Raw genomic sequence first — 14986 nt, forward strand, 5'->3', positions numbered from 1 at the left:
ATATACTACTATCAATGAACGAGTAAGATATTTACTGTCGCCTTGCAAGGTATTATCTGATTTTATTCTTCAAAAGCTATAGAAAGGGGGATACTGGTGAAGGCAACCGGAATTGTACGCAGAATTGATGATCTAGGCCGGGTTGTAATACCCAAAGAAATTAGACGAACTCTTAGAATCCGTGAAGGCGATCCTCTGGAAATATATGTCGACCGTGAGGGTGAGGTTATTCTAAAGAAATACTCTCTGGTCGGGGAATTGGGGGATTTTGCCAAGGAATATGCGGAATCCTTGTTTGAGGCTATTGGACATATTATTTTGATTGCAGATCGTGATAATGTAGTCGCAGTTGCGGGTGGCGCTAAAAAGGAGTTTTTGAGCAAGCCCCTTGGCCCGGCAGTGGAGAAAGTAATGGAGGAGCGTAAAACTGTTTTAATCAGCAATCCGGGTGAGTCCAAACATTGTCAGGATTGCGCCTCCCAATGCGAAGACGATGAACCCTGTAAATTCACAGCTGAAGTTATTGCCCCCATTCTTGTGGAAGGGGATGCCATTGGTGCTGTTATTATCTGCTCCAAGGAACCGGGAATACAAATGACCGATATGGAGGTCAAGCTAGCCGAAACAGCAGCAGGATTTTTGGCAAAACAAATGGCTCAATAATAGTTACACAATAGGCGAAGTAGCGGACAATAACACTCCTGTTAAGTTCGCTACTTTTATATTATTTTAGCGTATTCATTATGGATCATTAATTATGGTTTTAATGGCAGGTAGATTTTGCTATAATAGGTAAAGTGGTCAAGTAGAGACCAGATTGGAGAGGAATGACTCGGTATTGAGTAAAGATACATTTTTAAAAGGTGCGTTGATTTTAACAGTAGCCGGAATTGTTGTTAAAATTATCGGCTCGGTTAACCGCATTTTACTATCCCGTCTGTTGGGCGGCGAGGGGGTAGGCTTGTACCAAATGGCTTATCCCATTTACTTATTGGCGCTCAGTATTTCATCAGCTGGTATTCCGGTAGCCATTTCCATCATTGTGGCTGAAAAACTGGCTCGCAGTGATTACCGCGGCGCAAATCGCGTTTTTCGGATTTCGTTAGGGGTATTGGCGATTACCGGCATTGTGTTTACCTTTCTTTTGTACTATGGCGCCGGGTGGCTGATTGAACATCATTTTGTTCGTGATGCTCGTGCTTATTATGCCATTGCTGCATTGGCCCCAGCCATCTTCTTTGTAACCGTACTGTCCAGTTATCGAGGTTATTTTCAGGGGCTGCAAATGATGACACCCACGGCGGTTTCCCAGATTTTTGAGCAGCTTTTCCGGGTTGTCACAATGATTGCCTTTGCCTATATTCTGCTGCCGCATGGTCTGGAGTTTGCCGCAGCCGGAGCGAGCTTTGGGGCTGGTCCTGGTGCTGCCGCCGGACTGTTGGTACTATTATATTATTATTGGCGGCATAAACCTGGTTTTAAGCATAAGATGAAAACCCAGCCGATGGTTATCCAGGAATCTAGCGTCAGTATTATCAGCCGGATTGTGAAACTGGCGTTACCAGTATCACTGGCGAATATTATGCTGCCGGTGGTATCTAATATTGATCTTTTAATTGTGCCGGCCAGATTAGAAGTGGCCGGTTATACTGTAGAGCAAGCTACTGAGTTGTTTGGTTATCTTACCGGTATGGCGGTGCCACTGGTCAATTTGGCAACAATTTTAACGGCATCGCTGGCAGCAAGTTTGGTACCGGCTGTATCGGAGGCCTATACACTTGGTGATAAGCAGCTGATTTATCAGCGGATATCCACAGCAATGCGTATTTCCAACCTGATAACCATTCCAAGCTTTGTGGGCTTGTGTTTACTAGCTACACCTATTTCACTGATGTTGTATGGCACGCCGAATGCGGGCACGTCTATCGCCATTTTAGCGGTCGGTATTTTTCTTCTAGGCATACATCAGGTAACAACCGGTGTGCTGCAGGGGCTGGGTCATACGGCTATTCCTGTTATCAATATGGGCGTTTCGGCTGTAGTAAAAATTATTATGAGTTGGACACTTACTTCTATACCGGCCTTGGGTATTATGGGGGCCGCCTGGGCCACGGTTGCTGATTTTGGCGTGGCAGCACTTTTAAATATGGTTTTCGTTTACCGCTATGTCGGCTTTAGTCTCAATATCAAGGATGCTTTTAAAACAATCATAGCCTCTGTTGTCATGGGAGTTGTTGTGCTCTTAAGCTATGATGCTATAATGAGCCAAACGCTCCATAATAGCGTAGCTACATTAGGAGCTATTAGTGTGGGAGGGATGGTATTCGGCATTGTTATTTTATTGGTTGGCGGGGTTGCGGTTCGCGATATTGAGCAACTACCACGGGTAGGTGGAAAATTGGCGGTTATTTTAAAGAAATTCAGACTGTTGAGGCGATAACTATGGGAATCACTATTGTCGGACTTGGTCCTGGCAGCTTTAAGCACATAACACTGGAAACATGGGAACTATTGAACGGGAACAGAACGCTATTGTTACGTACGGCCAAGCATCCCTGTGTAGATACGCTTAAAACGAGCGGGGTTAGCTTTTCCAGTTTTGACTACTTGTATGAGCAGACCGAAGACTTTGCCACTCTGTATCAGCAAATTGCTGCTGCTGTGATTGAAAAAGCAAAGCAAGGACAGGATATTGTATATGCTGTTCCCGGCAGTCCGTTGGTAGCGGAAAAGACGGTAGAGTTAATTAGTGCACAGGCCGGAGAAGCCGGGGTAAGCCTTGCTATTATTCCGGCCATGAGTTTTTTAGAGATATTGTATACAAGACTGGGTGTAGACCCAATCACTGGTGTAACCATTGTGGATGCGGCTGATTTGGGGCTTTTGCCACCTGATCTTGTGACTGGTTTGATTATTACCCAGGTATATAGCCGCCAGGTAGCGTCAGATGCTAAGTTAGCACTAATGGATTATTTGGGAGACGAATACCAGGTTACTGTTGTCCGTCATCTGGGTTTGCCGGAAGAACAGATAACCAAGGTAATGTTGTTTGAACTTGACCGGCTTGCTGGCATTGATCATCTTACTAGTGTATATGTACCGCATCGTCCGGCGTGCAGTAAACTATTTTCGCTTGATCCGGTGGTGGATGTTATGGCCCGCCTGCGTTCGCCTGGTGGATGTGTCTGGGATATTGAACAGACACATCTCAGTCTGCGCCGTTATATTGTGGAAGAGGTCTATGAAGTACTGGAAGCCATTGATCTGGCTGACGGTGTTAAGTTATGTGAAGAACTTGGCGATTTATTGCTCCAGATTGTATTCCATGCGCGTTTGGCCGAAGAGAGCGGCGGTTTTACCATGCAGGATGTGGTGGATACAGTTACCGAGAAAATGGTGCGTCGCCATCCACATGTGTTTGGGAAAATAACCGTGCGGGATGCGGCTGAAGTTGTTGTTAATTGGGACCAGATCAAGAAACGGGAAAAGGCTGGCGAAAGGATAGGGGTGCTTGATGGTATTCCTATCGGCCTGCCTACCCTTATGGCGGCTTACAAACTGCAAGCCAAAGCGGCTAAGGTTGGTTTTGACTGGGATGATATTGGTCCGGTATGGGACAAGATAGCAGAAGAACTGGACGAATTAAAAGAGGCCGCGGCGCTGCCTGAAGCTGAGCGTGCTCAGAAGACAGAAGACGAATTAGGTGATGTGCTATTTGCTGTTGTCAATTTGGCCCGGTTTATGGGTATTGATCCAGAGACCGCACTTAACCGCACAAATAACAAATTCAGGCGGCGGTTTAATTATATTGAGACTAAGCTCAAAGAGCAGGGGATAGCCTGGGAAAACACGATTTTGGCTGATCTTGATGTGTTGTGGGAAGAAGCCAAGAGAAAAGAGAGCGCTGGATGAGTTTTTTTGCCATTTTTTTTAATCATAGCAGGAATAAAAAATTACGTAGCGAATAAAGCTAATCGTAATCGATTTACGTTAGGGGGACACGATTGTGAATAAAACTGACCTGGTTAAAGCAGTAGCCCAAAAAGCTGATATGACTCAAAAGGATGCCGAGAAAGCTATTAATTCTGTATTCGCCGCTATTGAAGAGGCCCTAGCCAATGATGATAAAGTGCAAATTATTGGATTTGGCACTTTTGAAGTGAAGACTCGCGAGGAACGTAAAGGACGTAATCCACAAACTGGCAACGAGATTACTATTCCAGCTTCCAAAAACCCAGTATTCAAAGCAGGTAAGGGATTAAAAGATACTGTAAACGCGTAAAGCTAAAGTGGACAAGACTACAATAAACCAGGTTTCTTGAACCTGGTTTTTGCTTTATCCACGAATGAGGAGAGACATCATTTATGACAGGTAAGATTTTGATAGTAGATGATGAAATTAATATCCGTGAACTTATAAAGTTTACTTTGGAGAAGTCAGGCTATAAGACCATTGAGGCTGGTGATGGGCAGGCGGCTGTAACTATGGCTAAAGCCGAAAAGCCGGAGCTTATTGTGCTTGACCTGATGCTGCCAGGCATGGATGGTCTTGAAGTATGCCGCATTGTGAAAAACTCCCGGGAAACAGCCGCCATTCCTATTATTATGCTTACCGCTAAAAGTGAAGAAATCGATAAAGTAATTGGGCTTGAACTAGGGGCAGATGATTACATCACCAAGCCCTTTAGCCCGCGCGAACTCTTGGCCAGAATTAAAGCTGTCCTCAGGCGCAGCAACAAAGAAAGCGCAGTCGGTGGCGAATTGGTTCTGGGTAAGCTTAGACTTAATTTTAGTCGTTATGAGGCCTATTTGGGGACGCTCAAGCTGGAGCTTACTCCCAAAGAATATGAAATGCTCAAGTTGTTTGCAACAAACACCGGCAAAGTATTTACCAGAGAACAACTGCTTGAAAAGGTATGGGGCTACGAATATTTTGGTGATACCAGAACTGTCGATGTACATGTGCGGCATTTAAGGGTAAAATTGGGCCAAGAGAATGAAGTTGTTGAGGCCATTGAAACCGTACGCGGCGTTGGGTATCGGTTTAAGGATTTGTCAGAGAACTAAGTCTTGGTAGAACGCGTTAGTTGCATATATTTTATAGTAAAAAAAGGCTGAAAAACTCGTTAACACATTGTAATAGTATGAGGGGCGAAATTGCCACACTGCGCTCGCAATGACGATGGATTGGGTTCCACTGCGTCATTGCAGACGTAGGTGAGGTAATTTCGTCTTTTTTTCTTTAGGGGTATAAATTTAAACGAATGTTAACAAGATGTTAACATTCAGCCGCCTATTTTTATGTTATATTGCATATGAGAAACGACAGGAGGCAAAACTGGCTTATGAAATATAAAATCCAGGTAAATAAGTTGAAGCTGTATTATGGTGATGTTCTGGCCCTAAAAAAGATCTCAATTGATATTGCGGAAAACAGTGTGTTGGCGTTAATCGGCCCTTCGGGCTGTGGTAAATCGACCTTTCTCAAAACACTTAACCGTATGAATGATTTGATTGAAAGTGTAAAAATCGAGGGCGAGGTATTGCTTGACGACGAGAATATATATCACCCCAAAATTGACACAGTTATGCTGCGAAAACGGGTGGGCATGGTCTTTCAGCGCCCCAATCCATTTCCAATGTCCATTTATGACAATATTGCCTACGGACCGCGTATTCATGGACAATCCAACCGCGCATTGTTGAATGAAATTGTCGAGAAGAGTCTGACTGGATCGGCACTTTGGGATGAGGTTAAAGACCGGTTGCATTCCTCCGCAATGGGATTATCTGGTGGTCAGCAGCAACGGCTTTGTATTGCGCGTTTGCTAGCCGTTGAACCTGAGGTACTGTTAATGGATGAGCCCTGCTCTGCGCTTGACCCGATATCGACGATGAAGATTGAAGAATTAGTAACTGAGCTGAAATCACAATATACGATTGTCATGGTTACGCATAACATGCAACAGGCGGCTCGGGTATCTGATTATACCGGTTTTTTCTTAAATGGCGATTTGGTAGAGCAAGATAAAACTGACAATATTTTTACGCGCCCACAGGATAAGCGAACGGAAGATTATATTACTGGACGCTTTGGGTAAAAGGAGGGATTGCAAAATGGTAACAAGACATAGTTATGATCAGGAACTGGCGGATCTGCGTCAGGCCTTACTAAATATGGGCAAGGCGGTAGACCAAGCAATAGATGAAGCCGTGATTTCGTTGGCTCAACAGGACAACGAACTGGCTCAGAAGGTTATGGATTATGATGATGAAATTGACCAGATGGAAATTGATATTGAAGATAAGTGCATGGTACTGATCGCCAGACAGCAGCCCTTGGCCCGCGATTTGCGGATTATCGGCACTGGCCTTAAGATTACTACCGATTTGGAACGAATGGGTGACCATGCCTATGATATCGCCAAAATAGCGTTGGCCATGAATAAGCAATCCTTGATTAAACCGCTGGTTGATATTCCCCGTATGGCGCAAATGTCGCAAAAAATGCTTAAGGATTCTCTGGAAGCCTATACTACTCTTGATATTACGCTGGCTGAACAGGTGTGTTTAAACGATGATGAGGTTGATAATATCTATAATCAGGTATTTAGAGAACTGTTGACCTATATGATGGAAGACCCCACAACTATTAGCCAGGCCACACAGCTCATCTTTGTTGCCCGCTATCTGGAACGAATTGCTGACCATGCCACTAATATTGCAGAATGGACAGTGTATTTGGTAACAGGGCAGCGGCGGCGGAAAAAATAGAATGTAGGCAAATAGAACAGGCGAGATTGCTACGCTGGCGCTTGCAATGACCAGGGATGTCATTGCGAACAACGCGAAGTAATCTCGCCTTTTTTATGTATGGAATCATATTAGGATAGAAAAGCACAAAAGGGATGCATTTTTTGGGGTAATTATCATTGGGAATTATAAACCGATAAAAACTAAATAGTTCATTTATTTTGTTGACATATGTTTGTTTATGTATTAATATTTATGTAAAATATGACACTAGATATAAAAATAGTAATTTTTGTTATGATTTGATAACAACCATCAGATTTTATCATGGAATTTATAAAAACTTTTGCGCTAAATAGTAGATCTATGGGCATGGTAAAAATATAGTTCAAAGAATAAAATGAGTCAAAGAATCGTTTCTTTGACTCCCATAGTTGCAAACTTATCGAAAGGTAAGGACGCAAAGCCATGGGTCTATTGTACCACGGGTACTATGATTGCCAGGTTGCCGTTTTAGTTTAACTAAAATGTTTTAAACCAGACTAAAGCGAAGTCTGGTTTTGTTTTTGTAGGGACAATATGAAATACAAAAATAGCGATACGAGTGAGTCGCAGACGTAGAAAAGCATAAAAGAAATTGAAAAAATGTGATGAAAGGTGAATGAATTAATTTGTATTGAAGTCTTTTGTACTCTAGTGGCATAGATATGTGCTGCTGAAAGGGGGGATGTATTATATAAAAATGCGTAGTTATAAGAAACCAACGTGCTTATTGACATGTAATTTGTGGTTGCCTGTAATTTAGTAGTAAAACAAAATAATCTTAAAGACAACGGTTTCATTCCGATTTGTGCTTTGAGTGGATTGAGGGGTATGATTATAAGATGAAGGTTACCAGTATTAAAGTAAAACTACTTTTAATTTTTTTGCCATTCGTTATAGTATCTTTTGCCATATTGTCTGGAACAGGTTACTTTTTATCCCGGCAGGCTTTAAGCCAGAGCGTGGAAGATACTGCTATGTCAATAGGAGCTGATTACTCTCATCGTATTGAAAGTCATATCAATGGTGCAAAAGTTCAATTGGAATCATTTTCAAGCATTAGCCCGATATACAATCCTGTTGATGAACAGACACTTGTAAAAAACTTGAATGATTGTTCTAAACATTTAGAGGGCTTAGCAAATATAATATACCTTTATCCCAGTGGTTCAGGATTACGTCCAGATGGCAGCAAAGTTGAAGCTGGTGACAGGGAATATTTTAAAAAAACAATAGCAACCTCTAAGCCGGTTGTTTCAGATGTGATAGTCAGCAGAACCACTGGGAAAGTGGGCATTAATGTTGCCGTTCCTGTTCTCAATCAGGGACAAATAACCGGTGTGCTTACGGGGTCTATGGCTATGGACAGTCTTGCTGAACTGGTGAAAGAACTTAAATTTCAGGATTCGGGATATGGGTATATTCTTGATTCGACAGGTACTATTATTGTAAATCCTCACAATAAGGATGTTGAAGGGAAATTAACTCTTAGCAGTAAGACTATTAATCCAGATTTAAATTTAAAAGTAACAGAACTAGATAATAATTTAGTGAATTTATTTAATAAAGCCGCCTCTTCCGGAAACCAGGTACGAGGGGAATACATTTCCGAGGAGGGGGTTAACGTCATTGGTATAATAACTCCAATTAATCTAACAAGCGGGAACCGCTGGTTCATGGTGGTGAATGCCCCGAAAGAAGAGGCACTACACGAAGTCAATGCGTTAATGTGGGCAATGTTGTCAGTATCAATTGTTTGCCTGGTGGTGGCAAGCATATTTGTTATAATAATTAGTCGTCGTATTGCTAATCCCATAGCATTAATTAGGGATGAATGCTTGCTATTAGCAAATGGTGATTTAAGAGAACGTAAAAGGACGATTGTTTCGCATGATGAAATTGGTCAGTTGGTCAATGGGTTTGCTGATATGCGGAACAATCTATATGCGCTAATTTTTAAAATAAAAGATTCAACAAGCCAAATGGCTGATATCTCGTGCAATATGGCGGAAGGAGCAAACCAAAATGGCGAGACAGCCAATAAGATTGCTATAACTATAACTCAAATAGCTGAAGGGGCCACACAACAGAATAAACAAATTATTGAAATTCGAGAGAAAGTGGAAGCTACTAAAGAACATGTTCATGCCGGCCTTGCAGAAGCAGTTGCAACACTGGAGTATGCCACAGGGACTTCACAGGCTACTAATGAAGGAGTAAAATCGTTGCAAGCAGCAACTGATCAGCTGACTTGTTTACAAGATATTGTTAAATCTGCAACTGGATCAATGCAAAATTTGGGCCGAAGGTCACACGAAATCAGCAGTATAGTGGACATTATTACTGGTATCGCGGGACAGACCAACCTATTGTCCCTCAATGCGGCCATTGAGGCAGCAAGGGCAGGAGAGCATGGCAGAGGCTTTGGTGTAGTAGCAGAAGAAGTTCGGAAATTGGCCGAACAATCAGCCCATGCGGCAACGCAAATAAGTAACCTTGTACAAGATATCCAATCTGAAACAGATGCTACGGTTCGTATTATGGAAGACAGTATGGCGCAGGTTGATTTGCAGGTAAGTAATTTTGACACTGTTGGGGAAGTCATTAAAAAGGCGACCGATGCAATTGTGCAGTCAGAAAGAAATATTAGTAGTTTGCAGAGTCATTTGGAAATCCTTGAAAAATATTCGATAAACGTTCAGGAGGCCGTTGCAACTATTGCTGAAGTTGTTGAGGGGACAGCAGATGCAACCGGGGAAGTTGCCGCAACGTCAGAAGAGCAATCCGCCTCAACAGAGGAAATTTCTGCATTAAGTAGAAATATAGCCGACATAGCCGAAGAACTAAAAATGCTTATTAATAAATTTCGAGTCTAAAAGCTAAGGTTAGTATGGGTGTTTGTAAATAATGTGAATTTCGCCAGTATAACGTTTTAATGTTACAGAGGGGGATGGGATTTGCCAAGAAATCTTGTTGCGATTCTTGCAATCGGCTTTGTCGGCGGCTTGTGGAGCGGTTTTCTGGGACTAGGCGGAGGCGTAGTGTTGTTAGCAATCATGGTGACCTGCTGGAAGGTGGAGCAGCATGTTGCCAATGCAACTTCATTAGCTGTGATCTTTCCGACGGCAATTGTGGGAAGTTTGCTGTATCAGCACCAGGGATTTTTGGATATGATGCTTGCAGCAAAAATCGCGGTTGGCTGTATTGTCGGTGCATACCTGGGTTCAACATTAGCATGCCGGTTACCAGCAGTTACCTTGAAAAAATATCTCTCTGGCGCACTGATCATAGTTGGAATATGGATGGTGATTGGATGATACTGTTTTTATTGGGCTTGGTCATGGGCTTCCTCAGCGGCTTAATGGGTATTGGCGGTGGAATCATTATAGTACCTGCTCTCGTTCTTGGCTTTGGTGTGTCACAGCACTCAGCCCAGGGAATATCATTGCTGCTCATTATTCCCACTGTTCTATCAGGATTGATTACTTATCACCGCAAAGGCTTTGTTGACTATCGAATGGCAGGGCTACTGGCCGTAGGCTCTTTAGGTGGTGCTATCTTCGGAGCCAGTTGTGTTCAATACATCTCAGCTTTTATGCTGAAAAAAATATTTGGGGCAGTTCTTGCTTTGCTTGGGTATAAAATGTATCGCGATGTCTCTAAACGATTCACGGTGAAGGGTAATGCAGTGGAACTAATGGACGATGCAAAATAATTCGAACAGTAGGAGGAGAAAATGCCATTAAAGAATATTGTTGTATTAGATTTGACGCGGGTGTTGGCTGGACCATTTGCAACTTCGATGTTAGCAGACTTCGGCGCTACGATTATTAAAGTTGAGCCCCCCGGGGGCGATGATGCGCGAAGCTATGGTCCTTTTATCGGTACAGAGAGCCGCTATTTTATGGGACTCAATCGGGGTAAGCAGTCGATGACCCTTAATCTGAAGAATCCTCAGGGACAAGCTATGCTAAAGGAAATGGTTCAACAAGTAGATGTGCTTATTGAAAATTACCGTCCGGGAGTGATGGAGAAATTTGGCCTGGGCTATGAAACACTTAAAAAAATTAATCCAAAGCTCATTTATGCAGCCTGCTCGGGTTTTGGCCAGACTGGCCCATACCGGAATAAATCAGCTTATGATATAACGGTTCAGGGAATTGGCGGTATTATGAGTGTAACCGGTCAGGAAACTGGTGAACCCACACGGGTGGGTATTCCGTTTGGTGATATCCTGCCTGGACTGTATATTGTTAATGGAATACTTTTGGCTTTGTATCACCGCCAGCAAACAGGTAAAGGACAGATGGTAGATGTATCAATGCTTGATTGTCAGGTAGCGGTCATGGATTCACATATCGGTAAATATTTTGCTACTGGTGTGGTGCAAAAACCGATTGGCAACCGGCATCCGACAGTTACTCCGCTGGAATCGTTCAAGACACAAGACGGCTATGTGATCGTCGCTGCTGGCAACGAAAAAACCTGGGAGAAATTCTGCTTGTTGCTTGACTACCCGCAATTACTAGCTGACGAACGTTTTTTATCTAATAATTTAAGAACTCAAAACCGCGATGAACTCAAGCAGCTGTTGGACCCAGTTTTCATAACTAAGACCTCCGAAGAATGGATAAAGCTACTGGAGGCGGTGGGTATTCCCTGTGGCATAATCAATACCATTGATAAGGTAGTAGAAGATCCACAGGTATTGGCTAGAAAAATGATTGTTGAAGTTAACCACTCGGTTGCTGGCAAGGTGAAACTGGCGGGCATTCCCATTAAAATGTCTGAATCTCCTGGGTGTATCCGTGATGCTTCACCATTATTAGGAGAGCATACGGACAAAATTCTCCATCATTTTTTAGGATTGGATACTCAGAAAATATATGAGCTGCGAGAAAAGCGAATAATTTAAATTTAGAAGAAAACATAGTGATATGAGTCGAGGGATGGTTCTTGAAGGTATCAATCGGAAGTTTTGCGCGCAAAAAGGCTCAATTAACAGCTCCCGGCTGCCAGTTGAGCCACAAAACTATCTACGCGCAAAATTTTTGATTGCCTCAGAAGAATGAAGTCGCGGGCTGCCCAGCTATGGAATTTCAATCTTTTTCTCTTGGTTTTTGATCGTTAATTTTTTCTGTTTTCGTACATTTTTTTGTGCTTTACTTTGCTGATTTGTAATAAATTGGGCTTCATTTGTCTTGATTGGACATACCTTCCCCCTCCCCACAAACGGGTCTTGGCAGTATCTATTCAATTTTTGCAACTATTAAGGCGATGCCTCTTTGGGTAACGAATAGCTTGCCTGTAATTTACCTTTTCCACATACAGGACACCTCGTTACATCCCGGCCTACAAGAATGCATAGAATCTCAACAGTTGTAAGACCTTCAAATTTTGGTTTGTAGGTTGGACTTAACGTTAGTTTTCTGCTTAGTTCCAGCTTGGTCTTTTTGTTTCGGTTGGCAAGGAGTCCATAATGCCTGATTTTGACAAAACCTTTGGGAAGTACATGCAGTAAAAATCGCCGGATGAATTCAACGCCACTGAGCGTTAGCGTTTTTGTCTGGTTGTTGTCGTTAGAGTCTCTTACGGTAATTGTCACCGTATGTTCATCCATGGCGACAATGCGCGTATTGGATAAGGCTATCCGGTGCGTGTACCTCCCCAAATATCGGACAACAGCGAGTGGTCCGGAAAAAGTCTTTTTAGAGTAAATGTACCAGTTTTTGGCATAACACTGTTTGAGTAAATCCCGGAAACATTTTGGCTGTTGATATTTCTGGGCATCTCCATAAAACATCAGCAAGTTTTGGCGGTAGTATTGCTTGATGTGGTGAAGAAATTTACCTCGAAACTTTTTAGCTAACACCTTTACTGGAATGAAGAACTTCTTGCTGCTGTTTCGCCATTGATTGTTTTTGGTTAGTCCACCTGCCAATACCACAGTATGGATGTGCGGATGATAGTGCAAATCTTGTCCCCAGGTATGCAGCAAGGAAAAAAGCCGATCTGTGCACCAAGATATTTGGTATCTTGGGAAAGTTCCGCCAAGGTTTGGGCTACCGCTTTATACAACAAGCCATAAAGCAATTCCTGGTTTTGATAAACCAATGGCTGAAGCTGTGATGGTAAGGTAAACACAACATGGAAGTAAGGGGCAGTGAGGATATCTTTGCTTCTTGCGTCTACCCAAACTGCCTTATTAATACCCTGACACAAAGGGCAGTGCCGATTCCGGCATGAATTGTAACGAACAACTATATGGCCACATTCTTCGCATTCAAACGTATGACCACCTTAAAGCTGCTGTCCTGCAGCGCATGATGTCACTAACGGCTTTGGCTTGTTGTATATATGGAGCATAGCTTTGTTCATACTGGGGATAAAACTTAAGGAAAACATCCTGTACAGTAGTCATTTGGGGTTGCTGTTTCCAGTATCAAGAGGACTCTTAATGCCCATAAGGCTTTTCGATGTCATATGCAGGTACGTCATTGTAGTCTGAAGATTTTTATGCCCCAGCATTTGCTGGATAAACACGGGATCGACCCCATCTTCTAATGTATGTGTAGCAAAACAGTGCCGAAGCGTATGGGCAGAAATATTCTGGTCCATTTGCAACTGGTTGCGCAGCTTAATGATGGTATTTTTGATGGACTTAACGTTAATGTGCTCACCTTTGTGTTGTCCTGGAAACAACCAATCGTCCATTTGGTAGCTTGAAAAATATGCCCGGAAGTATTTTCGCAATACATCAAGGGCCAGTTCTGATAAGATGGTGTATCGATTTGTATTATGTTTGGCGTTTTCTACCCGTACGCGCATACTTTTACTACAAATATCACAAATCTTCAATTTAGCTACTTCGCTGACCCTGAGGCCACTACCGTATAGTAATGCTAAAATAGCTTTATGCTTTAGATTCGCAGCTTTATTTAATATTGCCAGTACATCTTGTTTAGGTGGGATGACTGGAAATTTACGTATTCTTTTCATCCGGGGAATTTTTAAGGGGTTCCACTCTTTACCTATGATACAGGTATGAAAGAATTTCACAGCGGAAATGTAACAATTAATGGATCCAGCTGACAGACCCTTTTCCTTTTTGAGATAGAGGACATATTGTTGGATATCACTATCTGTAACGTTTTCCATGCATTTGTGTTGATTTTGCATATAATTGATGAAGGCAAAGATTCTTCGCAAATAGGATTCTCGTGAAGATTCCGGAGTTCCTTTAAGTTCAAAGTATAGTTCAATCTCTTGTTTATATTGTTGCATAGACATACTACCTCCTGATTTTTTGGGTTTTGTGAAGCCAATTCATGGCATCAGGAGGAGCTCTTGCTGTGTTAAAAAACGTATGTATTTCAGTCTTAGGACATGGTATAATCATAAAGTAAAAAGTACGTTTCTCCTTTCTGGTTTGTTTGGTTTGGCGATTAAACAATACCACAAAAGGGCGTACTTTTTACATTTTTCATGAAATTTTTATTTACGGGGGACTATCAGGACCATCGCGTGAGCGATTTCGTTCTTCTGTGCGCCAAGAAGCGCACAGAGTATAGCGGGTGGGAGTCCCGCCTGAGAAGGCTTAGCCAGCCACTCAGTATCTAGCCTTGGGACTGAAGCGGTAACGCCAGGTCTAAGCGTAGGCAAGAAAGGTAGTAGGCCGAAAGCGAAAGTTGAAGATGTAGAGCCCCGAAATCCCCCAAATGGAAAGGTCGATGCCTTCGAACCAGCAGAAGACAATACTGAGCTTAGCGATAATGGCGAGCTAAGTTCGGCACCCCGGGGTCAAAGATCTTGGCATGCTACACATTAGTAAAGTGTCAAGGGGACGGGGTTATTGACAAGAATAAGAGAAAGAAATAAGATAAGGATGGGGGTGAAAGCATGCCAAGAACAGCAAGAAAGAAGAGTAGAAGCGGAATATACCATATAATTATGAGAGGAATAAACCGGCAGACAATTTTCGAAAACGAAGAAGATTGTCTGCAATTTCTTGAGGCACTGCAACGGTATAAAGAAAAAAGCGGATAAGGATTGTCAAGGGGACGGGATTATAGACAACCTTGTGTCCATAATCCCGTCCCCTTGACACCCCCTGAGGATGTCAACCTCGATGCTACAAGCATAAACGCAAACCAATGTAAAACTAGATGCAAAGAAAGACCTAAATATCGGA

At 42.7% G+C, this 14986-nt stretch carries 13 protein-coding genes, 1 pseudogene and 1 riboswitch; of the genes and pseudogenes, 12 read left to right on the forward strand and 2 right to left on the reverse strand.

The genetic code is table 11. From position 1 onward, the window contains the following. Positions 1–96 precede the first annotated feature (96 nt). From spoVT to AC1ECB_RS25860, 11 genes are all read left to right on the forward strand, one after another. Positions 97–663, forward strand: a complete 567-nt coding sequence (gene spoVT / locus AC1ECB_RS25810; protein ID WP_485666471.1) for a stage V sporulation protein T — start codon at positions 97–99, stop codon at positions 661–663. 175 nt (positions 664–838) lie between these two features. Further along, complete coding sequence (locus tag AC1ECB_RS25815) at positions 839–2440, forward strand: putative polysaccharide biosynthesis protein (protein WP_485666472.1); 1602 nt, start codon at positions 839–841, stop codon at positions 2438–2440. A 2-nt stretch (positions 2441–2442) separates the two neighbouring features. Then, positions 2443–3912 carry a bifunctional methyltransferase/pyrophosphohydrolase YabN gene (yabN, locus tag AC1ECB_RS25820; RefSeq protein WP_485666473.1) on the forward strand — a complete coding sequence of 490 codons (1470 nt, stop codon included), beginning with the start codon at positions 2443–2445 and terminating at the stop codon, positions 3910–3912. Between the two features lie 94 nt (positions 3913–4006). Beyond that, the gene (locus tag AC1ECB_RS25825; protein ID WP_021168602.1) at positions 4007–4282 is read left to right on the forward strand and encodes an HU family DNA-binding protein; all 276 of its coding nucleotides are present in this window, start codon (positions 4007–4009) and stop codon (positions 4280–4282) included. Between the two features lie 83 nt (positions 4283–4365). Next, positions 4366–5067, forward strand: coding sequence for a response regulator (locus AC1ECB_RS25830; RefSeq protein WP_485666474.1), 702 nt, complete (start codon positions 4366–4368; stop codon positions 5065–5067). Between the two features lie 248 nt (positions 5068–5315). Further along, positions 5316–6101, forward strand: coding sequence for a phosphate ABC transporter ATP-binding protein PstB (gene pstB, locus AC1ECB_RS25835; RefSeq protein ID WP_485666475.1), 786 nt, complete (start codon positions 5316–5318; stop codon positions 6099–6101). A gap of 16 nt (positions 6102–6117) precedes the next feature. Then, positions 6118–6774, forward strand: a complete 657-nt coding sequence (phoU, locus tag AC1ECB_RS25840; protein ID WP_485666476.1) for a phosphate signaling complex protein PhoU — start codon at positions 6118–6120, stop codon at positions 6772–6774. Positions 6775–7178: 404 nt separating this feature from the next. Then, positions 7179–7266: riboswitch (cyclic di-GMP riboswitch) on the forward strand. A 371-nt stretch (positions 7267–7637) separates the two neighbouring features. Next, entirely contained in the window at positions 7638–9671 is a 2034-nt protein-coding gene (locus AC1ECB_RS25845) for a methyl-accepting chemotaxis protein (RefSeq protein WP_485666477.1), read from the forward strand. 81 nt (positions 9672–9752) lie between these two features. After that, positions 9753–10112 (forward strand): TSUP family transporter, encoded by a 360-nt coding sequence (locus tag AC1ECB_RS25850; RefSeq protein ID WP_485666478.1) that lies wholly within the window; start codon positions 9753–9755, stop codon positions 10110–10112. After that, positions 10109–10510, forward strand: a complete 402-nt coding sequence (locus AC1ECB_RS25855) for a sulfite exporter TauE/SafE family protein (RefSeq protein WP_485666479.1) — start codon at positions 10109–10111, stop codon at positions 10508–10510. The genes AC1ECB_RS25850 and AC1ECB_RS25855 overlap by 4 nt, the downstream gene beginning before the upstream one ends. Positions 10511–10531: 21 nt before the next feature. Beyond that, positions 10532–11710 carry a CaiB/BaiF CoA transferase family protein gene (locus AC1ECB_RS25860; protein ID WP_485666480.1) on the forward strand — a complete coding sequence of 393 codons (1179 nt, stop codon included), beginning with the start codon at positions 10532–10534 and terminating at the stop codon, positions 11708–11710. Positions 11711–12064: 354 nt separating this feature from the next. On the opposite strand, the pseudogene AC1ECB_RS25865 reads toward AC1ECB_RS25860, so the two are convergent. Further along, positions 12065–13216: pseudogene (locus tag AC1ECB_RS25865) on the reverse strand (IS91 family transposase). Next, a complete protein-coding gene (locus AC1ECB_RS25870) occupies positions 13213–14085 on the reverse strand; it encodes a tyrosine-type recombinase/integrase (protein WP_485666481.1) in 873 nt (290 codons plus the stop codon). The pseudogene AC1ECB_RS25865 and the gene AC1ECB_RS25870 overlap by 4 nt, the downstream one beginning before the upstream one ends. 609 nt (positions 14086–14694) lie before the next feature. Here AC1ECB_RS25870 and AC1ECB_RS25875 point away from each other — a divergent pair. Next, positions 14695–14841, forward strand: coding sequence for a hypothetical protein (locus AC1ECB_RS25875; protein WP_485666482.1), 147 nt, complete (start codon positions 14695–14697; stop codon positions 14839–14841). The last annotated feature ends 145 nt before the right edge of the window (positions 14842–14986 follow it).

It is taken from the genome of Sporomusa sp. 246TCP1 (genome assembly GCF_057319775.1).